This is a genomic window from Vreelandella maris (assembly GCF_013371085.1).
Taxonomy (GTDB): Bacteria; Pseudomonadota; Gammaproteobacteria; order Pseudomonadales; family Halomonadaceae; genus Vreelandella; species Vreelandella maris.
Map to the genome: position 1 here is coordinate 14531 of NZ_JABWCV010000032.1, position 21668 is coordinate 36198.

Below are 21668 nucleotides of genomic sequence, written 5' to 3' on the forward strand. Positions count from 1 at the left end.
GGAAGCTAGTAGACCTTTATGCCACTACTGCAAAGTATTGTGCACCGCCTTGACCCGACACTAGACGGTGAGCGCCTAACCCTAACCGCTGCGCCCCAAGAACAGGCGGCTCCCAGCGACGACCCGGTAATGACAAGCCTGGTGGGTGCGCTGAACGACACTTACAACACCAAGCCCAAAGGCTGGGGGCGCTTTGCCGACGAGGGCGAATCAGCAGGGCCGCTTGCGGTGTGGCTGCGTGCTTATCTTGCCGGTGAACAGAGCTTTGCTGAGCTTTCTGTGGCACTGGCCGAACGGCTGGCCAAGCAGCTTCAAGAGCAGTTGTCAGTCAGTGGTTACCTAGTGATCAGCCACCAGCGCCAGGGCGATACGGAAACTCTGCTGATCGCACTGGTTCACCAGCGTGAAGGGATTGGCATTAATGCTGAGCACCACGCGGTGCCCGCGGCCCAGCTCAATACCAGCCAGCTTACGCTGGCAGCGCGCATCAATCTTACCCAGTGGCAGAGCGATGCCCCGAGTGCGCAGTATGTCTCGTTCCTCAAAGATCGCGGCGGCAAAAAACTCGCTGAAAGCTTGGTTGCCTTGTTGGGTATGGAAGAGGGCGTCGACGCGCCAGCGGAAACCCGCACGCTACTAAAAGCGTTCAGCGACTACGTCGAGAAAGAGGATTACGACGACGAAGTGAGTCGTGAAAAAACCGACACATTGGTCGATTACGCCAATGAGCAGCTGCGCCGCGGCGAGCCGATGACGCTGGAAGAGCTTTCCGGCTTGGTTAACGAACAGCAGCCTAAAGCGTTCTATGAGCATATTCGCAATGCCGATTACGGGCTCTCGCCGGAAATCCCCCCCGATAAGCGCACCTTGAGCCAGTTCCGTCGCTTTACCGGGCGTGCAGGTGGCGTCTCGATTAGTTTTGACTCCCATCTGCTTGGTTCAAGCATTGAGTACGATGCTGCTCAGGATCGCTTGATTATCAAACAAGTGCCCAAGCAATTAAGAGAGCAGCTTACCAAACAAGACTAAGCTAAGGACAAGCGGTACCGACTCAGGAGACCCCGATGCTGAATGCTATTAGTGATTTTTTCCAACGCACGCTGGCGCAACCTGAACAGCGTGAAAACCAAACGCTGACGCTGGAGCTCGCCACTGCCGCGCTGCTGTGTGAAATCGTCCGCGCTGATTACGACACCACCGACGAAGAGCTGGCCACACTGCGCAGTATGCTAATTGAGCGCTACCGACTAAGCGAAAGCGATGTAGAAGAGCTAATGTCGCTTGCTCAGGCGGAAGTGGATGAAGCCGTTGATCACTACCAGTTCGTTAGCCTGATTAAAGAGCACTATAACTACGGCCAGCGCTGTGAGCTGGTGGCACAAATGTGGCAACTGGCTTGGGCCGACGGCAATGTTGACCCGCTAGAAGAGCACCGCATTCGCCGCCTGGCGGATTTGCTACATGTCAGCCACAGTGATTTTATCCGCACCAAACTGCACGTAGAGGAGCGCAATAACCACGATGCATAACCGCAATGAAGACTCGAATTTAATGGACCTAATTGACTCAATAGAGAACATGGAGCAGGACGCTCCTCGAATCAGCGTTGATGATGTGGTTTATGCCGTAGGTCGGCGCTCGTTTGGTCCGCTCCTGCTGGTGGCTGGCTTAATTACGCTGACGCCGATTATTGGCGATATACCCGGTATGCCCACGCTGATGGCCGCGCTGGTGTTACTGGTGTCAGTGCAATTATTAGCGGGTAGTGAAACGTTTTGGCTGCCTAAATGGCTATTAAAGCGCTCAATTTCGCGCCAAAAGTTTGATAAAGGCATTCATTACATGAAAAAGCCCGCCCGCTGGGTGGACGGGCTGCTGAAGGTTCGTCTGCCGTGGCTGACCGGGTATATCGGTATCCGCGTGACGGCGGTGGTATGCCTGCTTATCGCACTCGCCATGCCGCCCATGGAGTTTATCCCCTTTTCAGCCAACGGCGCGGGGCTGGCGCTGTCGCTGTTGGGGCTAGGCTTGGTTGCCCGCGATGGGGTGGCGCTGCTGCTGGGGTTTGCGCTGTTTGGCGCTACCTGCGCCTTTATCGCGATGAACCTGCTTTAACAAGGAACAGTGTAATGTCAGACACTTCACCACCCACGCCGCCTAAACCGCCGGAAGAACAGGGGCGCTGGGAGCGGCGCATAGAAACGGCACTATGGAATTCGCGTTTTTTGGTCATGCTGGCGGTGATACCCAGCCTGTTGGGTTCGTTAATATTGTTTATTGTCGGCACCATGGATATTTTAAAAGTGGTCGCCGATGTAATGGGTTATTACCTGTTGGGCGGTATCCAAGACATCCATGACAGCCTAGTGCCCGATATCATTATCGCGGTGGATATTTATCTAATTGCCATCGTGCTGCTGATATTTGGTTTAGGTGTTTACCGGCTGTTTGTGTCGCGCATTGATCAAGCGGAGGTACGTTACCCGCGTCACCCCTTTAACGTCGAATCGCTTGATCAACTGAAAGACAAAATTGCCCGCGTGGTGATTCTGGCAGTGATTATTGAGTTCTTCCGCGCGGTGGTGGATATCCGCTTCGCCACGCCGCTGGACGCTATCTATCTAGCGCTTTCAGTGCTGGCACTGGCGGCGGCACTCTATTTGATGAGCCTAGGCCACAAAGGCGAGTAAATAAGGCTGCATTGTCTGGCTAAGCGACTACTCATTGGAGGATAACAGCCCCTCCACCAGCCCATTCAGCCGCTGCTGGAACTGCCCGCCCGGCGAGGGTGGGTTGGGGTCTGAGGTGATCACGACTGTCATTTCACGCTCGGGAATAACAAACAGCGCTTGACCACCATAGCCGCGCCCGTAGTAAACATCTTCCCCCGCCAACTGGGTAATAAACCAACCGAAGCCATATCCGTCGCCGGTCCAGCGAGAAGTGCCGCGGGGCTGCCACGATGTTTCTACCCAGCCTTTCGGCAGAATTCGCTGCTGATTTCCAGACTCATCAATGACTAACCCATTGTTGCGATATAGCTCACCCACCTCAATCAGTGCGCGTGGAGAAAGCTGCATATCATTACCGCCAAAATAGATGCCTTGCGGGTCGCGCAGCCAAGGGCGGATAGTGATATTGAGCGGATCGCCCAGCAGGCGTTGTGCAAGCGCATGGGTCGTCTCACCGCTGGCATGGGTGAGCGCGGCGGAAAGCAGATGGCTGGTGCCGGTTGAGTAGAGCATTTCCCCGCCGGGTTCATCCACAAAAGGGCGAGTAATAGCATCGTTAACCCAGTTGTCACTGGCTACCCAAGCGCCATAGTGACTGCCAGAGGTACGCTCAAGCCCTGCTTGCAGTGCGAGTAGATGGGCCACCGTGATCTCGCTGACTTTTGGATCAACACCGCTAGGAAGATGCTCGCCAAACAAATCCACCATGGGCTGCTCGACCGAATCGATAATATCCGCCTCAATCGCCGCACCAGTGATCGCCGCCAGCACGGTTTTGGACAGCGATTTAATATTGGCAGGCGATGCCACACCCGGCCCACCTTGATGATGTTCATGGATAATCTCGCCATTGTAGGCCACTACCATGCTGTGAATGCGTTCAAGCTGGCGGGTTTGCTGGTCTAGTGCCTGGAGTGCTGTTGCAGAGGGTTTATTTTCTGCTGCAGCAGAAGTAGTGAAAAACGACATAACAGCAAACGAAACAAGTACAGCAGTAACGCGCATCGCAATACCTTCAGTATAAGTGGCAAAGGTTCGAGGCTAAGAAGCCGAAGAGGTTCCGCAACAGATAGCCGCGAGCATTAAAGTTAGGTGACACTTTCTGCGCCTGAGACTGAACTGAATATTTATATGAATGGCTCATTTTTGAGCTTTTATAGCCACTTTTAGTATATAGTGGTTTATAAATGACCCATTATTAAGAGAGCTATTATGGCCCTGATTCACTCTCTGCTTGCTCCTGGCGAACTGGCTCAGCAGGTCGGTGCCAACGCACGGGCAACCCGATTGGCGCAGAACCTTTCCCGTAGAACTTTGGCGCAGATGGCGGGTGTTTCCGAGTCCACTATTAAACGATTCGAGTCTCATGGGCAAATAACCCTAGAAGGACTTGTGCTCATTGCCACGGCACTGGGCGCAACAGGTCAAATTGCCGAACTATTCAAGCATGAACACCCAGTATCCCTTGAAGAAATCAAACGGACAGGTCGCACCCGGGGGCGAAAATGAAGCGGATCAACTCTATAGAGGTGCTGCTAGCAGGTAACCCAGTAGGGGAACTGGTCGCTAGCCCACATCAGCGAGCCTTTGATGAAAAATACCAACGCCTTGGATAGCACAAGAGTAGTCACTTTCGACTAGAGGGAGGCAGTGGAATTACGCAAAACAAGAAAAAGCCTGCTAGGATGGGGGTGTTGGCTCATGGGTAAGCAACCCTTTGATTTTACCTAAAACGCAATAAGCAAGGAGCGCCCTATGCGTAATATTATCTACATTATTGGCCTGATCGTCGTTGTGCTGTTCATTCTGTCGATGCTTGGCCTACGCTAAGCCTCAAACAATAAGCCAAGCAAAAAACCGCCCACCAGCGAAAGCTGTGGGCGGTTTTTTTATGCGCAATCAGCGGCACCCTGGCCAAACATATCAAACATCAGCTCGCGGCCAAGGCTGGTCAGTACAAAGCGGCCATACTCATTAAAAGTGGCGGCTTCACTAGTTTCCATCACTTGCTGGCAGGTCGCCCAGGTGGGCGCAGCTGCGCTAAGTGCGACAAGCTCGCGTTGGGCTAAGCCGCGCTGGGGCAGGGTGATGGTTTCTAGCACATGACCGTGGTCGTAAAGCAGTTCAGCGGCAATCGACAAACATTGGCGAAGGCTGCGTTGAACGTTTGCAGCGGTTGGCAGCCCACGAGACGCTTGGAGAGGGCGTTCTGTTGCCAGCTCGGGAGGACTAAGCTCTAAAGACATTAGTTCTGGAGGCATCGAATGATCTCCTGCGGTCAGCCCAATAGGGGCTTGTTGCAGCGCATTATAGACTAAGGGCGATGTTAGACCAAGGTCTATAATCTGCGCGAGCATTCGTGCGCTAGCGCTCATCAACCGCAAGCCGATGTGCTACGCTCGCTGCCACGTATCTTATCGAGTCAAAGTGTCATGCATATCAGTGTATTCGGAACCGGTTATGTCGGCCTTGTCGCGGGCGCTTGTTTAGCCGATGTGGGCCATCAAGTTACCTGTATGGATGTTAACGCCGAGCGGATTGCGCAGCTTAATGCGGGCGACGTACCGATTTTTGAGCCAGGGCTTAGCACTATCGTTACCCATAACGTAGCGGCTGGGCGCTTACGCTTTACGACCGATGCGGCACAAGCCGTAGCGGAGGGCGAGTTATTATTTATCGCCGTGGGCACACCGCCCGATGAAGACGGCAGTGCCGACCTACGTTATGTGCTGGAAGTGGCGCGCACCATTGGCCAGCATATGGATAGCTACAAGCTGGTGATCGATAAATCGACCGTACCGGTGGGAACCGCCGAAAAAGTCCACGCCGCTATTAGCGAGGTTCTTGAACAGCACGGCGTATCTCACGCCTTTGACGTTTGCTCCAACCCGGAGTTTATGAAAGAAGGGGCGGCGATTGAAGATTTTACCCGTGGCGCACGCATTATTGTCGGCACGGAAAGCGAGCGGGTGAAAGCACGGATGCAAGAGTGCTATGCCCCCTACAATCGCAACCACGAAAAACTGATGTTTATGAGCGTACGGGCCGCCGAGCTAACCAAATACGCCGCCAACGCCATGCTCGCCACCAAAATTAGCTTTATGAACGAGATCGCCAACCTTGCCGAACGGCTGGAAGTGGACATTGAAGACGTGCGCCGGGGCATTGGCAGCGACCCACGTATTGGCTACCACTTTATTTACCCAGGCTGTGGCTACGGCGGCTCCTGCTTCCCCAAAGATGTGCAGGCGTTAGAGCGTGCCGCGCGCCAGTTAGGCTACACGCCGGAACTGCTCAGCGCCGTCGAAGCGGTTAATTTGCGCCAGAAACAGACCTTATTCACAAAACTGCAAGATAACTTAGGCAGTCTAAGTGGCAAAACCATCGCGGTGTGGGGCTTGGCGTTTAAACCCAACACCGATGATATGCGCGAAGCCCCAAGCCGCTCCTTAATGGAAGCGCTCTGGCAAGCGGGCGCGAAGGTGCAAGCGTTTGACCCCGAAGCGATGGCCGAATGCCGCCGCATTTACGGCGAGCGCGATGACCTGATGCTAGCGGGCGACCGGATTCAAGCCGTGAAAGGCGCCGATGCCCTGGTGATTTGCACTGAGTGGAAAGAGTTTCGCAGTGTCGATTTCGCTTGGTTAGCTCAGCAGCTAGCCGACAACGTCGTTATCGATGGGCGAAATTTATACACCCCCGACGCCGTTGAAGAGGCAGGGCTGCGTTACATTGGGGTAGGGCGCAGAAGCCGTGGCTAGGCGGGTAAATTTAAATTAAGAGGATGTGCTTTACCTTCGGTTACTTTTTGACACGCAGTAAAGGCGACAAATCCTGAAGTTAGCTGTTAAATAGCCGAAGGTTTAATTAGTAAATTGATAGATTTTCAGACACGACAGGCGTTGCGCGATAAGTTTTGCAAGACAGGTTTCTGCAGTGGCAGCGCAAGCATAAACGTCACGACGTTATAAAAAAGGACGGTACAGCATGGCTTCCATTTCATCACTCGGTATTGGCTCAGGCCTCGACCTCAACGGTTTATTAGATCAATTGAAAGAGGCCGAGGAAGAGAAGCTGGTGCCGATTATTGAGCAGCAGGAAACTCAGAAGGCTAAAATTTCCGCCTACGGCCAGCTGCAAAGCGCGCTTTCAGCGTTTCAAGATTCTGCTGATGCGCTCAATGACAGCGCACTTTACGAGAGCCTTTCAACCAACGTGGGTGGAGAAGCGATCACCGCTACCGCCGATGCAGAAGCGCAGCCGGGCAGCTACAACGTAAGCGTTGAAACCCTAGCAACCCGCGGCACGCTTGCTTCTGATGGCGTAGCTACAGCAGATGAAGCGATTACCACAGACCCCCAAAAGCTTACCCTTAATTTCGCGGGTAGCCCTTCCCAGGAGGTCGATATAGCGGCAGATAGCTCCCTTGAAGATATCCGCGATGCGATAAATGCCAACGAAGACGCTGGCGTAAACGCCACTATTGTTAATGACGGTACAGATTTCCGTTTAGCCCTCAGTTCTAGGGAAACCGGCGCCGCTGCTTCTATAGAGAGCTTTAGCTTCGATGGCACGGCCCCGTTTTCAGCAGACACCGATAATACGTTGCAAAGCGGCACTGATGCCGCGCTGAACGTTAATGGCATCGCGATTACTAGCTCTACTAATCAAGTTGAAGGCGCGATTCAAGGCGTAACGCTTAACCTTCAAGAAGAAGGCGAGAGCACGGTTAAAATAGAGCAGGACACACTCGCCGTACGCGAAGCCGTGACCAGTTTTGTGGATGCCTACAATGATCTAAAAGGTACGATGGGCGAGTTAACCAGTTTTGATGCTGAAACCGGTGCAGCTGGCGAGTTATTAGGCGACAGCGCCATACGTACCGTCGAATCACGCATGCGTAGTGTGCTCAGCGGTGGTGTGGAAGGTGAGTTTTCGATGCTCAGTGATATCGGCATTTCACTGAAGACGGATGGCACGCTAGAAATCGATTCTGACGAACTCGATAACGCTATTGCCAATAACCAAGACGCGCTATCAGCCTTTTTCGTAGGCAGTTCAGATGAAACCGGTATGGCGGGGCAGGTTAATACGATGGTCGAGCAATTGCTCAGCGCCAACGGAACCGTGACCGGGGCAATTACGGGTGCTGAAAACAGCATAGAGTCGTTGGGTGAGCGTTATACCCGCATGGAGCAATCCATTGATCAAACCATCTCGCGTTACCGCACGCAATTTGGTCAACTAGATGGGATTATTGCGCAAATGAACCAAACGAGCAGCTACCTCAATCAGCAGTTCGATGCCTTAGACGCCCAGCTAGGTCGTGATTGATATTGACCGCTAGAAATTGACGTTTCCGACGCCTGCGTAAGCAGGCGTTTTTATTGATAAAAACAAAATAGCCCGGTTAGCGAAAGAAAAAGCGCTAAAGTTGCCCTCTGTTCAGTCGATAAGGTTACTATCAACCTACAAGCGCCCAAGGATGCGCTTCTCTATTTTGGTTTAGCCTTTTCACTGAGGAACACCCAGTATGGCGACAATAACCTCCCTTGGCGTTGGTTCGGGTCTCGACCTAACCGGCCTGTTGGATCAATTACAAGAAGCCGAACGCGGCAAGCTCGCTCCCATCACGCTGCAAAAAGAGCAGCAACAAGCCAAAATTTCTGCCTATGGCCAGCTGCAAACCTCGCTCGATGCGTTTCAAGATGCAGTAGCGAAAATCAATGACCCTAAACTCTACCAAAGCCTTTCCGCGAATGTTCGTGGTGATGGTATTACCGCCACGACTACTGCCGATGCATTGCCCGGTAGTTACCGGGTAGAAGTTAGCCAATTGGCGACCTCAGGCACGCTCGCCTCTGCGCGTGTTGATACAAAGGATCAACCGCTCGAGCTTCAAGGCGCCACAGCACTCAAGCTTAATTTTGGTGAGTTAGGCGCGGATGGGTCGGTAACGATCGATATTGCACCTGATAGCTCGTTAAGCGATATCCGTGATGCAATTAACGCCAACAAAGAATCCGGCGTTAACGCCACCATCATCAATGATGGTGAGGGTTATCGGCTGGCGTTAAGTTCCAAAGCGACAGGTGTAGAAGCTTCTATCCATAGCTTTAGTTTTGTAGATGCAGCAGATGCTGTAGTTACCGGCCCATTCGGTGAGGCGACAGAAGTTGGGGCCAAGCAACAAGGGCAGGATGCGGCGTTAACCGTTAATGGCATTGCGATTAGCAGCGCCAAGAACCAAATTGAAGGCGCTATTCAAGGCGTGACGCTCAACCTTGCTGAGCTCAGTATTGCAGAAGGCGAAACCGCTTCTAGCACGGTTAACATTGAACGCGACACGCTAAAGCAGCGCGAAGCGATTAACGGTTTTGTAAAAGCGTTTAATGATTTAAAAGGCACCATCGGTAAATTAACGTCGTTTGACAGTGAAAGTGGTTCCGCGGCGGATCTGTTAGGCGATAGCACTGTGCGAACTATCGAGTCACGCCTACGTAGCGTATTAACGGGTGGCGTAGAAGGGGGCGAGTTATCCACCTTGAGCCAGTTAGGGATTACGCTGCAGCGTGATGGTACGTTAGAAGTCGATGACGACAAGCTAAGCGATTTGGTAGCCAATAATCCTCAGGCGCTCAGTGACTTTTTTGTCGGTGACGAAGATGCTGGCGGCCTAGCGGGCAAGCTCGAAGCATCAATTGGGCAAATGCTAGGCGATAGCGGCGTTCTGAAAGGCGCGATCACAGGCGCGGAGAACCGGGTGAAAAGCCTCGATACCCGCTACGAGCGTATGGAAAAAAGTATTGAAGGCACAATCTCACGCTACCGTACTCAATTCAGCCAGCTCGATGTGATGATCGCGCAAATGAACAGCACCAGCTCCTACCTCACACAACAGTTCGATGCACTGGATGCACAGCTGGGGCGCGATTAATAGAAGTCATTAGAACGGCCTAATGGCCGTTCATAATTCCTAACACAGCCAAGTAGGCTCTCGGTGTTTTTTATCATCACGAACGCAGCGCGGCGATCTCTGGCTTACCCAGCCCCCGCTTGAGATTGCCGCTTCGCTACGCTTTTTGCACAGGCATTCAGCGCAGCAGGGGTGTGGAGGAGTTTAGTGCTTCTTGCGCCATGGTCAGAAAGGCAGCAGCAAAGCAAGCTGCGTTAATACTGCCGGTAAGGTAGTTCGCCCGCCTATAGGCTACTTACCCTCTTGGTACATGGCTGCCAGCGCATCTTCCGTAATGGGGTTGCGTTTAGCATCAAGGATTTGGCCACCCAACGCCGCAACTTCACGAGTAAAGGTGATTAAGTCATCTGGGTTACGTGAAACTTTGCGTGCATTCAAAAAGCGGATCAAGATCGAAACCCCCTGCACCAGCGTGTGTTCGCCTTCTTGATGCAGCGGCGGTAGTTTACCCGGCGAGGTAGCGCTGGCCACCATCAATGGGTAACCCTGAGGCCCGGGCGGAAGGTGGAAGGCACCCAGCTCTACCTCGTAAAAAGCGTTTTTCGCGTTTAGCATCTCTCCCAGCGCTTGATTAATCGATTGGCTAGGGGCATCAAACACCACGAACAAGCACTGCTGGGTAGGTTTTTTGTTCTGTTGATGGGACGTTTTGCGCTGGCTTTGATGCGAGGAAGTGTCTGCTTGTAGAACCGGGGAGGCTGTCGCCTTGGAAGGCGAAGACGAGCTGTTACGTGGGGCGATCACTACCTTATAAAACAGCACAACGCTCACTAGCCCTAACACAATAGCGACGCCAGCCAGTAGTAGAGGAAGGAGTAAAGAAGTCATGGGTTATCCTTTCGTGCTTTTGGATGATATTACGATACGCCCCTACGCATAAGAAAGCAGTGGCTCGACTAAATTACTCAGCCCAGCCTTACGTCCGATCGCCAAAAATTACATAAATTTTTACTGTTTTCCCTAAAGATTCTCCTCGCGGTGCCGTTAATCAATATAACGGCACACACAGTGGCCGAAAGCGGGCCTTTAAGGCCAGTGTCCAAGCAAGGAGAATCACCATGTCAGTGATCAATACCAACATCACATCGATGATCGGCCAGTCCAACCTGTCCAAGTCTCAGAACGCTCTGCAGACTTCCATGGAGCGTCTGTCCTCTGGCCTGCGTATCAACAGTGCCAAGGATGATGCGGCCGGTCAGGCCATCGCCAACCGCATGACTTCACAGATCACCGGTCTAGCAACCGCACAGCGTAATGCCAACGACGGTATCTCCGTTGCGCAGACCGCTGAAGGTGCCCTGAACCAGGTGAACGATAACCTACAGCGCATCCGTGAATTGTCCGTTCAGGCCACGAACAGCACCAACAGCGATTCTGACCTTGAGTCCATTCAGAATGAAATCGGCCAGCGTCTTAACGAAATCAACCGTATCTCTGAAGAGACCGATTTCAACGGTGTCAAAGTACTTGAGCAAAGTGATGAGCTGAAGATTCAGGTAGGCGCTAAAGATAACGAAACTATTTCGCTCAACTTAGAGCAAATTAACAAGTCAACTCTGGGTCTTGCTTCCTTCGATGTTAGCCAGATTGTATCAAGCAAAAACCTGGAAGAAATGACTTCAGGTAGCTCATTCAATGTGAGCAAAGACGCTACCATAGAAGCGAACACTTATACCCCTGAACCCCTGACCGCTACAGGTGTATTTGCTACTGATGCTGGTGGTTATGCTGTTAAAGCGAGCGATGATAACTATTACGAACTCGCAACTAACCCTGTCACTGGTGACTTGACTTGGGATTCTGCCACTACTGCCTTGAACGTAGATGATGTTGACGTTGCTGGTGGAGCGCTAACTTCAGCCAATATTAGTTCTGCAGACCTGCCCACTGCTGTTCTTGATGCAACTACCGGTGTCGCCCCGGTTCTAGCTGGCGGCGTCACTTTAGATGACAATCTTTATCAGCGCAACGACGTGGCAGCAACCACTGCCGATACCTATGCCATTGATTTTAATGGTCAGGTAGGTGCTGGCGAGAGCTTGGTGGCTTACACCGACCCTAGCGATACTGTTCAGTATGCCATCGACGATGGTGGTGGTGTCTATACAGCTGCTACTATTGACGCGAACGGTGTAATTACAGGTGTCGGAGCTGTTGTAACAGCAGACGTAACCGCCTCTGCTTCAGGCGCTGATGCTGTTGAAAATGGCGATACTGTTGTCGAAGCCGGTACTGATCTGGCTGCTCAAAGCTACGGCAACTACGCTACCCAAGGCTCTGATGGCAAATACTACGCAGTAGACGTTGGCGTTGATACAGGGGCTGCTGCGGGAGATTGGAATGCTGCTGACGCATCTACTTGGGATCTGACAGCAACCGTTGATGAAACGGCAATGGAAGAAGTCAGCGCTGGTAACATTGCACCGGGCGGTGCTGTAACTGAAGTCGCGACTGCTAACGTGAGTGTCGGCAGTAACGCCGATCTGCTTCAGATTGCAGATGAAGCAGCTAGCCCCATGGCGGTGACTGCAAATGGTCTTTATGCCTTGGAAAGTGGTGATGGCTATGCCGTCAAGGGTAGCGATGCTAGTTACTATGCGGCCAGTGTAGACGACGACGGTAACGTTTCCTGGGACTCTTCTTCCGAAGCCCTCGACCCTTTACTTGTAACTGATGACGGCACTGGCGATGACGCGGTGACCAAAGTCGAGACAGATGTTGTGGCTTCAGCTACTTTTGAAGGGTTGGAGACTGGTGAAAGCTTGCAACAAATTATGGACAACAGCGGTAACGGAACAGGTACCTATGTTGTCAAAGGCGGTACTGAAGAAGCGCCTACCTACACCTATGCAACGCTATCAGAACCAGATGTTGATGGTAACGTCACTGTAACAAAAGAAACCAATGGCGATGGTTCCTTGAAAGGTGCGACTGTTGATCCGCTGAGCATGCTGGATACCGCTATCTCCAAGGTCGACTCTCTGCGCTCTGACCTCGGTGCTATTCAGAACCGCTTCGAGTCAGCCATTACCAACTTGAGCACCACTGAAACCAACCTCTCTGCTGCCCGTTCGCGCATTGAAGATGCTGACTACGCAACTGAAGTAGCCAACATGACCCGCGCTCAGATCCTGCAGCAGGCCGGTACTTCCGTACTAGCCCAGGCTAACCAGATCCCGCAGTCTGTTCTTTCTCTGCTGGGTTAATCTGAGGCTTCGCCTAGATAGAGCCTTCGCTTTATCGCTAAGTAGTACAGCTAAACCGGCCCTAAGGGGCCGGTTTTTTTAGGAGTCGATGTGAGAAATAACGTGCAAACTATTTCAGCCTATAGTGTCGTTAATGACGTGATCCCAAAGCTTAACGCGGTAGAAAGGCTCGTCGAAGGTACGGTAAAAGAGATTGTCGAGACGAGTCGGCTTCCAGCAGAAATTGAGCGTTACTCAAAGTTGCAAATAGAGTTTCAGCTTGAAATATCAATGATACGAATGAACTTGGAGCACCTATTCAACCGCTACCATGGTGAACTCACGGCGGTTAAACAGAACGAGAAAAACGATAGTCAGTTAATATTAGACTCGTATGAAACCACCGCTATCGAAAGCGCTAAGACGCTTTATCGGCGCGTTCAAGAGCTGCAGCAGGCTCAATGAAAGCTTTCAAATAATCGGGAGTTGATATGCACCCTGATGAGCACGAGCAAGTGGCACTGGAACTGGAAACGCTGATTCGCGACACCCAGGCCGTGATTGACCGAGTCGAAACCTACGGGCTGAACAATACGATGCCCGAAGATTACCAAGCGCTGCTGGATATTTTAGACAATGCTATTAAACAGCAACGCGCGCATACGCAGGGGATGCTATCGGGCTAATCGTGAGTGTTGTTTGAAAAGCTCGCCAATAGCTAATTTTGACAGCACCTGCTTTTACACGTTACTGCCTCGCCCTCGTCTTTAGCCGTCATGGCAAAAATACGCCACGCAATTGCACCGCCGTTGTGATTACACCTATATCAGTCATATTCAAAATAAGAATAAAAATTAACTTTAATATTCTTTTATTCGTTTTTGTCGTGGGGGTAAGATAGTCGCTATCAACGCCACATGACTTTCTATGCGGCTATTCGTATCGTCGGACTATCGACCAACGAGGAAACAGACTCATGCCACTACCACGCAAGTTGACTACCACCCTCGCCGCGCTTTCGCTAAGCGTTGCTGGTGGATTGTTTGCCGCGACTGCCTACGCCGATACGCTCCGCGTGGGTATGTCGGGCGGTTATTTCCCCTTTACGTTTGTGGAGCAGGACGAGCTTAAAGGCTTTGAAGTCGATGTGATGAATGCCGTGGGAGAGATCACCGGTGATGAGATCGAATTCGTGACTGCTAGTTTCTCGGGCTTGGCGGGCATGCTTGAGTCTGGACGTATCGATACCATTGCCAACCAGATTACGATCACCCCTGAGCGCGAAGCGAAGTATGTTTTTACCGAGCCCTACGTGTATGACGGCGCGCAGGTCGTGGTGCGGGCGGGTAATGATTCCATTCAAGGCGTTGAGGATCTGTCCGGCAAAAGCGTGGCGGTGAATTTGGGTTCCAACTACGAACAGTTGCTGCGTGAGCAACCGAACGCCGATGACATCGATATTCGTACCTATGAATCCAACATCGAGCAGGATGTGGCGTTGGGCCGGGTAGAGGCGTTTGTGATGGATCGCGTGAGTGCGACGCAAGTTATTAAAGAGAAAGGCTTACCTTTAGAGCTGGCGGGTCAGCCATTCTCGACCATTGAGAACGCGCTACCGTTTCGCGATGACGAAGCGGGCCGTGAGCTGCGTGACCGCGTTGGTGCAGCGCTTGCCGAGCTGCGTGAGAATGGCGAGCTACGTGAGATATCGGAAAAGTGGTTTAATACCGACATCACCCAGCCGTAACGTTTAGGCTACCCTGGTTTAACGCGGCCGTGGCATTGCCACGGCCGTTTGCTTATAAGCGGTCTAATCTATGTTTACTTTTTATGCTTAATCTCGAATATATGTGGGGGCTGTTGCCGGTTCTGCTGCGCTATCTGCCGCTCACGCTTCAAATGGCGACGATCGCCATGTGCTTTGCGCTGATACTGGCGTGCCTGCTGGCGGTGGTTCGCGTATCAAAAGTGCCGGTGTTAAACGGGTTTTCGCTGCTGTTTATCTCGTTTTTCCGCGGTACGCCGCTGCTGGTTCAGTTGTTTCTTTTCTACTACGGCTTACCGCAACTGATTAGTTCGTTAATCGCGATTACCGGCGTCACCGCTGCGGTGCTAGGGCTAACGCTGCACTTCTCGGCTTATATGGCGGAATCAATCCGTGCGGCGATTGTCGGGATTGACCGCAGCCAGACCGAAGCCGCGCTCTCCATCGGCATGACCCAGTCGCAGTTAATGCGGCGCATTATTCTGCCCCAGGCAACCCGCGTGGCAACCCCAACGCTGATGAACTACTTCATTGATATGATCAAGGCAACTTCGCTGGCTTTCACGCTAGGTGTCACCGAGCTGATGGGCGCAACGCAAAAAGAGGCGGCGGGCAGCTTTCTCTATTTGGAAGCGTTCTTGCTGGTGGCGCTGATTTATTGGGCAGTCGTGGAAGTGCTCTCCTGGGGGCAGCGTCGGTTAGAAATTTACCTGAATAAGGCCTACCAACGATGATTTCGCTGCAAGGCATAACCAAGCGCTTCGGCGGCCACACGGTGTTTAAAGATATTGACTTGAGCCTTGCCCAGGGCGAGATCATCGTCATCATTGGCCCTTCCGGTACGGGGAAATCGACGCTGCTGCGCTGTATTAACTTCCTTGAAAAGCCCGATGCCGGACGCTTGCAGGTAGGCGACCTGAGTGTGGACACCCAGCGCGCCAGCCGGGCAGATATTCTGGCACTGCGCCGCCGCACGGCGTTTGTGTTTCAGAACTACGGCCTGTTCGCCAATAAAACCGCGCTGGAGAATATCAGCGAGGGGATGATTGTGGTGGACAAGCTGCCCAAAGCTAAAGCCCACGCGCGGGCGAGGGAGATTCTGGAACGCATCGGCCTGGCGGATAAAGCCGATGCTTACCCGGCGTCACTTTCCGGTGGCCAGCAGCAACGGGTAGGCATCGGCCGTGCCATGGCAGCGAATGCCGATGTGATTTTGTTTGATGAGCCCACCTCTTCACTAGACCCGCAGTGGGTGGAAGAAGTGTTGGGCTTAATGAAGCAGTTAGCGGTAGAACGCCAAACGATGATCGTGGTCACCCACGAGATGCAGTTCGCCCGGGAAGTGGCAGACAGAGTGGTATTTATGGACGAAGGCGGCGTCGTCGAGCAAGCCCCGCCTGAAGAGTTGTTCACTGCACCCAAAGATGAGCGAACGCGCCATTTCTTGCGCAAAATATTAGCGCCTACCGGGCAGGCAGTGCCGTAAATGCGGTGCTGGTTTTTTAGGTGGCACAAGCTAAGTTAATGCCAAGCGTGGCTATGGATGGAAGCAATGCCGTGCATGTTATGCTGACTTTCAGTTCACCTGTTTTTTGAGGTTGCTATGCCAACTGAAAACCGGCTCAAATTACCTATTGGCGTTCAGACCTTCTCGGATATCCGTGAAGGTGACTACTACTACGTTGATAAAACACCTGATATTCATCGTCTAACGGAAGAGGGGAAATACTTTTTCCTCTCCCGCCCGCGTCGCTTCGGTAAAAGCCTGCTGCTTGATACCCTGCGCTGCCTGTTTGAAGGCCGCAAAGCGCTGTTTGAAGGGCTGTATATTCACGATAAATGGGATTGGCAAACTGGGCATCCGGTGATTCGTATTAGCTTTGCTGATGGGCATTTGGCTAGTCGTGAGGATTTGGATACCCATATCCGCTATCAGCTGGCTCAGCATCGCGAGCGCCTGGGCATTGTCAGCGAGCGCCCCAAACTAATTGCCAATGATTTTTCGGACCTGATTCGCCGCACTCACCAGAAGTTTGGTCAACGTACGGTAGTGCTGATTGATGAATACGATAAACCAATTCTCGATAATATCTTAGCCCCAGAGCGGGCGCGTGAGCTGCGTGAAGGGCTGAAAAACCTTTACAGCGTGCTCAAAGACGCCGACCCGTATTTACGCTTTGTGCTGTTAACGGGTGTTTCTAAGTTCAGCAAAGTGAGCCTATTCTCGGGGCTGAATAACCTGAACGACATTACGCTGGATGCGCCTTACGCTTCCATTTGTGGGTACACCGATGAAGATGTTGACAGCGTCTTCGCTCCTGAATTACCGGGGTTAGACCGTGCTCAAATCAAGCATTGGTATAACGGCTACCGTTGGGGTGGGCAGGAGGTGACCGCTGTATACAACCCCTTTGATGTTCTACTACTGTTTCAAAAGCGCCAGTTTGGCCCCTATTGGTTTGAAAGCGCTACTCCCACATTTTTGGTAGAAATTCTAAAACAACGCGGGGTGTTTACGCCGTCACTAGATCAGCTGGAAACCGAGGCTGAGCTGCTGGGTCGTTTTGATGTTGACCATATCGGTACTGAGGCGCTGTTATTTCAAACGGGATATCTAACCGTTAAGCAGGTGGAAGAACCCATGGTGGGGTATCGGTTATATACCCTAGGCTTTCCTAATCAAGAAGTAGAAACCAGCTTAAACCAAGCGTTACTGCCGGTATTGGGTGTCGAAAACCCCGCGCGTGAGCGTAAAACACTGTTTACCCATCTGCGGGCTCATGACTTAGTGGGTCTTGAAACTCACCTTAAAGCCCTTTACGCCGGGCTGCCCCACGATTGGTATCGCAACAATCCAATTGCTCAATACGAAGGGCATTATGCCAGTGTGTTTTACAGTCACTTTGCCGCCCTTGGGTTAAGCGTTACGGTGGAAGACGCCAGCCATTTCGGCAAGGTGGATATGGCGGTGGATTTTGCCGGGCACCTCTATTTATTTGAGTTTAAGGTGGTGGAGCAGTTGCCGGAGGGGAAGGCCCTAGAACAGATTAAAACCAAAGGCTACGCCGATAAGTACCGTGCCGCTGGCAAGCCTATCCATTTAATCGGCGTAGAGTTTTCCCGCGAGCAGCGCCAAATTGTGGGGTTTGATGTGGAGACGCTTTCTTAATGCCCACTATCACCGAGTCATTACTGAAAAGCGTTGAACAGCTAGCCTGTGAGGCGGGCGAGGCGATCATGCAGGTCTATCGTCGTGATTTCAGCGTAGAAATAAAAGCCGACAATAGTCCGCTGACTGAGGCGGATAAAGCGGCCCATGAGATTATTGCCCGTGGCTTGCAGGCGCTTACCCCTGAGGTGCCGGTACTCTCTGAAGAAGATACCCAAGGCTTTAACGGTGCTAACGCTGAGAGCTTTTATTGGTTGGTCGACCCGTTGGATGGCACCAAAGAGTTTATCAAGCGTAACGATGAGTTCACCGTCAATATTGCTTTGATCACTCAAGGAAAACCGGTGTTGGGGGTAGTGGTGGCGCCTGCCTTGCAGCTTACTTATCTAGCCGCTGAAGGCTTGGGGGCCTTTAAGGTCGGTGCTGACGGGCAGTGGCAGGCCATCCAGGCGTCATTGCCGCCGCAGGCAGGGCGGCCTTGGCGTGTGCTGGGCAGCCGTTCGCACCCGGAACCGCGTATGGCGGCATGGTTAGCAGCGCTGGGGGAGTATGAAACTCAACCCATGGGGAGTTCGCTGAAGTCGTGCTTTATCGCGGAAGGTAAAGCGGATGTCTACCCGCGTTTTGGCCCCACCAGTTTGTGGGATACCGGCGCTGCTCAGGCGATTGTCGAACAGGCCGGTGGGCGAGTGGTCACCCTGGACGATCAGCCTTTAAGCTATGCTAATCCCCAGCAGGTGCTTAACCCCGATTTTGTGGTATGGGGCAAGCGCTAGTCTGTGTGCAAGCGCTATTCCATGTGAATGATGATCTGATTACGGCCGTTTTCTTTCGCTTCATAGAGCCCTATATCCGCTCTTTTAAGCGCCGACTTTAACGATTTTTCTTGGTCGCGAACAGAGGTTACCCCCAGCGATGCCGTGATGTTGAGCGCTTGTTGCGAACCTTCATATTCAACCGTGGTGGTCGCTTCTTCAATAGAGGCACGAATTCGCTCTGCCACCTGCTGAGCCTGCTCAATAGCGGTGTTGGGGAGTAACACCGCAAACTCTTCACCCCCAACCCGGCACAGTAAGTCTTCTTGGCGAAGCTGGTCGCTGACTATTTGCGTGAAGTTTTTCAGTATTTCATCGCCCACATCGTGGCCATACTCATCGTTGATGTGTTTAAAGTGGTCAATATCTATGGCGATAAGCGCTATGGGGTGGTTTTGACGCCGTGCCCGTGATATCTCGATGGTCGCTTGGGCTTGTAAGTAACGCCGGTTAAACACCCCTGTTAGTGGATCGGTCATGGCTTGCGCGCGTAGTTTTTCTTCAAGCTGTTTACGCTCGGTAAGATCAAACACCATAGCTCGTGAATGCACAAAACGGCCGTTGCGTGTGTAGGCAGAGCCTTGAATCATTACGTGAAGCTGCTTGCCGTCACGCGTGAGTAAGCTGCATTCTGCGCTGCCAGGTTGATTGTCTTTCACGTTTTGGAAGGCTTTTTCAAACTCTTCGCGTGTTTCTGGTGTAATCAACTCTCGGTAATCGATATGACCGATCACTTCCTTGGCAGAGTAGCCCAGCCAGGCAAGTTCGGTGCGGTTCATTTTGACCACGAGACCGGACTTATCAATCGAGTGATAGCCGCAGGGGGCGTTTTCATATAAATCACTGACTTCATAGGCGTGGCGCTGAGCGGCTTGGCGTAATTCCCGTTGGCGTTGGCTGCTGAAGGTCCAAAATATGCCAAATGCCACGGCAACGCCGTAAGTCAGCAACAGAAACCAGAGGACAGTGGTCTCTTCTTTAAACAGTGAGAGCCAGGTAGGGCGGGGGAGCGTGACCCCCAGTTTCCACGGGTGGTCGGCGTTGTCGCTAAAAATAGTACTTGCCAGGCTGCGGTAGCGCTGGGTGCGTATATCTTCGGTTTGAAAGCGCAGCAGGTGATTGTCTACTGTGACGCTGCCTTCATTGCGTAGCTGCATGGCTTGCCAGTAGTGGGGAGAAAGCGCAGCAAAGTTGCCACCAAAACTCGCTGTATCTACTGATTCGATACCTTTATCCAGCAGCCACCTACCTTGGGCATCAACCAAAATCATATTGGCGTTCTGGTCAAGTAGCATGGCTTGGCGCAGGGCATCTGTCAGGTAATCCCAATTGAGACTTAAAAGTACCACGCCACGGCGCTCGCCGGTGGCATCAAACACAGGGGTGGAAACGTTGACCACTGGAAACACGTCGCGGCCAAATAACTCGAACTGCAGGTTACGGCCAGGCGGTGAGATATACAGGTCGCGTGGTAACAGCTTGGATGATTCTATGAAGTAGCCAGTATTAACATGAAGATTGCCCGATATCCGTGGTCCAGTTTCACGGCTTCTGGGGGCACGCAGCACTTCGCGCCCCTGGTTATCAATCAGGACTAGCTTGGTGTAACGAGCGTTGTGGCTAATTAAGGTCGTTAAAAAATTAGAAAGCTGGGATAAATCGCTAAGCGAATATTGCTGATCAGTGAGTGTGGTTAAACTTTGCGCTGCGAGGTAGCGCCTTAGTCCAGGCATTTCAGCAATGGCAAGCGCATAGTTAAGACTTTCATTAATATCGCGGGTTAATGCTTCTTGCCCCACTTTTAAGAGGGCATCGGCTTCGGCGCTCAGGCTATTGAGCCGTGTTTCCATATGCACATGGAGAACAGGCAGCAGCGTCGTTGAAACTAGGATCAACGGTATGCTCACGGCTAGCAGTAGGCGAGTGTGTAGGCGGCGCAGTGGCACGGCAGCATTTCCTGTCTAAAATAGGCGGCCTGGGTAAGGCAGCCTGTTTTTCTGTTTTAGAGGTAAGGGATGGTGTTTATAGGGGGAGTTTTATCAGCCATTTTTTAAGGTGGCGTAAGCGTGCGTGGCAAGCGTGTTAACATCCCAAACGGAAGGGGTTTGGAGAAATAGAACCCTTGCAGCAGGTCGCATTGGCGTTGCTGCAGATCCCTGTGCTCTTCACGTGTTTCAATGCCTTCGGCGACTACCGCTAAGTTTAAGTGATGCGCCATGGTAATAACGCCTTGAACGATGGCGGCGTTTTTCGCATTTTTTGAAATACCTCGAATAAATACAATGTCGAGTTTGACCTTGCTGATGGGGAGATCACGTAAATAGCTGAGACTCGAAAAGCCCGTGCCGAAGTCATCTAACGCCACGCTAATGCCCAGATCACGTACTTCATTGAGTAGTGCAACGGCCTGTTCGGTATTCGTCATTAGCGTGCCTTCCGTTACTTCCAATTCCAGTAAGGCAGGGGGTAGGCTGCTAGCGTGAAGCGCTGTTTTAACTTCGTTCATAAAGCCTGTTCGCCGGAACTGCATTGGCGAAATGTTGACCGCCACCGAAAGGGGGCGCTCACGGCCAGCATTAAGGGCTGCAATATCATGGCAGGCGCGATCCAATACCCAGCGACCAATGGCAATAATTTGCCCCGTTTGCTCGGCAACCGGCATAAACACACCCGGTGAAACAAGGCCTTTGGTGGGGTGGCGCCAGCGTATCAGCGTTTCCACACTTTGAATGTCGCCACTGGCGGCGTCCACGATGGGTTGATAATACGCTTCAAATTGCTCAGCTTGTATGGCTTCTTGTAACTCTCGCCTGATAACAACATGTTCGGCGACATTGTCGATGGCATCACCGCAGTACCATTGCCATGTATTACGCCCTTGGCGCTTGGCATCCAGCATCGCGAGGCTAGGTTCTGTCTGAAAAGTCATAAATGTTACGCTATCTCCGTTCATTGAGCAGGAGGGCGATATGACAGGCCGTTACGAGCTTTCTGATCAGCGTTGGCAGATGATCGAGGACATCGTT

At 52.2% G+C, this 21668-nt stretch carries 20 protein-coding genes and 2 pseudogenes; 17 read left to right on the forward strand and 5 right to left on the reverse strand.

Going from position 1 to position 21668, the window contains the following annotated elements; genetic code table 11:
- Positions 1-18 precede the first annotated feature (18 nt).
- The 4 genes from HUO07_RS19230 to HUO07_RS19245 are packed head-to-tail and all read left to right on the forward strand — an operon-like array spanning position 19 to position 2690.
- On the forward strand, positions 19-1029 hold the full coding sequence (locus tag HUO07_RS19230; protein WP_176304861.1) for a nucleoid-associated protein: 1011 nt from the start codon (positions 19-21) through the stop codon (positions 1027-1029).
- A gap of 35 nt (positions 1030-1064) precedes the next feature.
- Positions 1065-1529, forward strand: coding sequence for a tellurite resistance TerB family protein (locus HUO07_RS19235; protein ID WP_035561485.1), 465 nt, complete (start codon positions 1065-1067; stop codon positions 1527-1529).
- The gene (locus tag HUO07_RS19240) at positions 1522-2115 is read left to right on the forward strand and encodes an exopolysaccharide biosynthesis protein (RefSeq protein ID WP_035561488.1); all 594 of its coding nucleotides are present in this window, start codon (positions 1522-1524) and stop codon (positions 2113-2115) included. The genes HUO07_RS19235 and HUO07_RS19240 overlap by 8 nt, the downstream gene beginning before the upstream one ends.
- A 14-nt stretch (positions 2116-2129) precedes the next feature.
- A complete protein-coding gene (locus HUO07_RS19245) occupies positions 2130-2690 on the forward strand; it encodes a YqhA family protein (protein WP_176304862.1) in 561 nt (186 codons plus the stop codon).
- Between the two features lie 27 nt (positions 2691-2717).
- On the opposite strand, the gene HUO07_RS19250 is transcribed toward HUO07_RS19245, so the two are convergent.
- On the reverse strand, positions 2718-3737 hold the full coding sequence (locus HUO07_RS19250) for a serine hydrolase domain-containing protein (RefSeq protein WP_176304863.1): 1020 nt from the start codon (positions 3735-3737) through the stop codon (positions 2718-2720).
- A 207-nt stretch (positions 3738-3944) separates the two neighbouring features.
- Between HUO07_RS19250 and HUO07_RS19255 the strand changes: the two genes are divergently transcribed.
- Entirely contained in the window at positions 3945-4241 is a 297-nt protein-coding gene (locus tag HUO07_RS19255) for a helix-turn-helix domain-containing protein (protein WP_035561493.1), read from the forward strand.
- Between the two features lie 380 nt (positions 4242-4621).
- Here HUO07_RS19255 and HUO07_RS19260 read toward each other — a convergent pair whose 3' ends face one another.
- Entirely contained in the window at positions 4622-4993 is a 372-nt protein-coding gene (locus tag HUO07_RS19260; RefSeq protein ID WP_246286872.1) for a hypothetical protein, read from the reverse strand.
- Positions 4994-5164: 171 nt separating this feature from the next.
- Here HUO07_RS19260 and HUO07_RS19265 point away from each other — a divergent pair, with 171 nt between their 5' ends.
- From HUO07_RS19265 to fliD (HUO07_RS19275), 3 genes are all read left to right on the forward strand, one after another.
- Entirely contained in the window at positions 5165-6493 is a 1329-nt protein-coding gene (locus HUO07_RS19265; protein WP_176304864.1) for a UDP-glucose dehydrogenase family protein, read from the forward strand.
- A gap of 226 nt (positions 6494-6719) precedes the next feature.
- Positions 6720-8066 carry a flagellar filament capping protein FliD gene (fliD, locus tag HUO07_RS19270; protein ID WP_176304865.1) on the forward strand — a complete coding sequence of 449 codons (1347 nt, stop codon included), beginning with the start codon at positions 6720-6722 and terminating at the stop codon, positions 8064-8066.
- A 199-nt stretch (positions 8067-8265) separates the two neighbouring features.
- Positions 8266-9669: a flagellar filament capping protein FliD gene (fliD, locus tag HUO07_RS19275; RefSeq protein ID WP_176304866.1), complete on the forward strand. Its 1404-nt coding sequence runs from the start codon at positions 8266-8268 to the stop codon at positions 9667-9669.
- 270 nt (positions 9670-9939) lie between these two features.
- On the opposite strand, the gene HUO07_RS19280 is transcribed toward fliD (HUO07_RS19275), so the two are convergent.
- A complete protein-coding gene (locus HUO07_RS19280; RefSeq protein WP_176304867.1) occupies positions 9940-10536 on the reverse strand; it encodes a cell division protein ZipA C-terminal FtsZ-binding domain-containing protein in 597 nt (198 codons plus the stop codon).
- Positions 10537-10796: 260 nt separating this feature from the next.
- On the opposite strand from HUO07_RS19280, the pseudogene HUO07_RS21870 reads away from it, so the two are divergent.
- The 9 genes and pseudogenes from HUO07_RS21870 to cysQ form a co-directional block, all read left to right on the forward strand.
- Positions 10797-11126: pseudogene (locus tag HUO07_RS21870) on the forward strand (flagellin N-terminal helical domain-containing protein); the annotation flags it as partial.
- A gap of 1524 nt (positions 11127-12650) precedes the next feature.
- Positions 12651-12914 (forward strand): annotated as a pseudogene (locus HUO07_RS21595) (flagellin); the annotation flags it as partial.
- A 90-nt stretch (positions 12915-13004) separates the two neighbouring features.
- Positions 13005-13358, forward strand: a complete 354-nt coding sequence (locus HUO07_RS19295) for a hypothetical protein (RefSeq protein WP_176304868.1) — start codon at positions 13005-13007, stop codon at positions 13356-13358.
- A 26-nt stretch (positions 13359-13384) separates the two neighbouring features.
- Positions 13385-13579: a hypothetical protein gene (locus HUO07_RS19300; protein WP_176304869.1), complete on the forward strand. Its 195-nt coding sequence runs from the start codon at positions 13385-13387 to the stop codon at positions 13577-13579.
- Between the two features lie 290 nt (positions 13580-13869).
- A complete protein-coding gene (locus HUO07_RS19305; RefSeq protein ID WP_176304870.1) occupies positions 13870-14640 on the forward strand; it encodes an amino acid ABC transporter substrate-binding protein in 771 nt (256 codons plus the stop codon).
- An 83-nt stretch (positions 14641-14723) separates the two neighbouring features.
- The gene (locus HUO07_RS19310; RefSeq protein WP_176304871.1) at positions 14724-15392 is read left to right on the forward strand and encodes an amino acid ABC transporter permease; all 669 of its coding nucleotides are present in this window, start codon (positions 14724-14726) and stop codon (positions 15390-15392) included.
- The gene (locus HUO07_RS19315) at positions 15389-16144 is read left to right on the forward strand and encodes an amino acid ABC transporter ATP-binding protein (RefSeq protein WP_176304872.1); all 756 of its coding nucleotides are present in this window, start codon (positions 15389-15391) and stop codon (positions 16142-16144) included. The genes HUO07_RS19310 and HUO07_RS19315 overlap by 4 nt, the downstream gene beginning before the upstream one ends.
- A gap of 117 nt (positions 16145-16261) precedes the next feature.
- On the forward strand, positions 16262-17827 hold the full coding sequence (locus tag HUO07_RS19320) for an ATP-binding protein (protein ID WP_176304873.1): 1566 nt from the start codon (positions 16262-16264) through the stop codon (positions 17825-17827).
- On the forward strand, positions 17827-18603 hold the full coding sequence (gene cysQ, locus HUO07_RS19325; protein WP_176304874.1) for a 3'(2'),5'-bisphosphate nucleotidase CysQ: 777 nt from the start codon (positions 17827-17829) through the stop codon (positions 18601-18603). The genes HUO07_RS19320 and cysQ overlap by 1 nt, the downstream gene beginning before the upstream one ends.
- 14 nt (positions 18604-18617) lie before the next feature.
- On the opposite strand, the gene HUO07_RS19330 is transcribed toward cysQ, so the two are convergent.
- Both HUO07_RS19330 and HUO07_RS19335 read right to left on the reverse strand, forming a co-directional pair.
- Positions 18618-20588: a diguanylate cyclase gene (locus HUO07_RS19330; protein ID WP_176304875.1), complete on the reverse strand. Its 1971-nt coding sequence runs from the start codon at positions 20586-20588 to the stop codon at positions 18618-18620.
- 104 nt (positions 20589-20692) lie between these two features.
- Positions 20693-21571 carry a putative bifunctional diguanylate cyclase/phosphodiesterase gene (locus HUO07_RS19335; protein WP_246286874.1) on the reverse strand — a complete coding sequence of 293 codons (879 nt, stop codon included), beginning with the start codon at positions 21569-21571 and terminating at the stop codon, positions 20693-20695.
- Positions 21572-21668 lie beyond the last annotated feature (97 nt).

Coding starts and splice junctions, on each gene's coding strand:
- HUO07_RS19265 (WP_176304864.1), top strand. CDS start 5,165: ATGCATATCAGTGTATTCGGAACCGGTTATGTCGGCCTTGTCGCGGGC.
- HUO07_RS19240 (WP_035561488.1), top strand. CDS start 1,522: ATGCATAACCGCAATGAAGACTCGAATTTAATGGACCTAATTGACTCA.
- HUO07_RS19245 (WP_176304862.1), top strand. CDS start 2,130: ATGTCAGACACTTCACCACCCACGCCGCCTAAACCGCCGGAAGAACAG.
- HUO07_RS19300 (WP_176304869.1), top strand. CDS start 13,385: ATGCACCCTGATGAGCACGAGCAAGTGGCACTGGAACTGGAAACGCTG.
- HUO07_RS19315 (WP_176304872.1), top strand. CDS start 15,389: ATGATTTCGCTGCAAGGCATAACCAAGCGCTTCGGCGGCCACACGGTG.
- fliD (WP_176304865.1), top strand. CDS start 6,720: ATGGCTTCCATTTCATCACTCGGTATTGGCTCAGGCCTCGACCTCAAC.
- HUO07_RS19250 (WP_176304863.1), bottom strand. CDS start 3,737: ATGCGCGTTACTGCTGTACTTGTTTCGTTTGCTGTTATGTCGTTTTTC.
- HUO07_RS19260 (WP_246286872.1), bottom strand. CDS start 4,993: ATGCCTCCAGAACTAATGTCTTTAGAGCTTAGTCCTCCCGAGCTGGCA.
- HUO07_RS19230 (WP_176304861.1), top strand. CDS start 19: ATGCCACTACTGCAAAGTATTGTGCACCGCCTTGACCCGACACTAGAC.
- HUO07_RS19310 (WP_176304871.1), top strand. CDS start 14,724: ATGCTTAATCTCGAATATATGTGGGGGCTGTTGCCGGTTCTGCTGCGC.
- HUO07_RS19320 (WP_176304873.1), top strand. CDS start 16,262: ATGCCAACTGAAAACCGGCTCAAATTACCTATTGGCGTTCAGACCTTC.
- HUO07_RS19280 (WP_176304867.1), bottom strand. CDS start 10,536: ATGACTTCTTTACTCCTTCCTCTACTACTGGCTGGCGTCGCTATTGTG.
- HUO07_RS19235 (WP_035561485.1), top strand. CDS start 1,065: ATGCTGAATGCTATTAGTGATTTTTTCCAACGCACGCTGGCGCAACCT.
- HUO07_RS19305 (WP_176304870.1), top strand. CDS start 13,870: ATGCCACTACCACGCAAGTTGACTACCACCCTCGCCGCGCTTTCGCTA.
- cysQ (WP_176304874.1), top strand. CDS start 17,827: ATGCCCACTATCACCGAGTCATTACTGAAAAGCGTTGAACAGCTAGCC.
- HUO07_RS19255 (WP_035561493.1), top strand. CDS start 3,945: ATGGCCCTGATTCACTCTCTGCTTGCTCCTGGCGAACTGGCTCAGCAG.
- fliD (WP_176304866.1), top strand. CDS start 8,266: ATGGCGACAATAACCTCCCTTGGCGTTGGTTCGGGTCTCGACCTAACC.
- HUO07_RS19335 (WP_246286874.1), bottom strand. CDS start 21,571: ATGACTTTTCAGACAGAACCTAGCCTCGCGATGCTGGATGCCAAGCGC.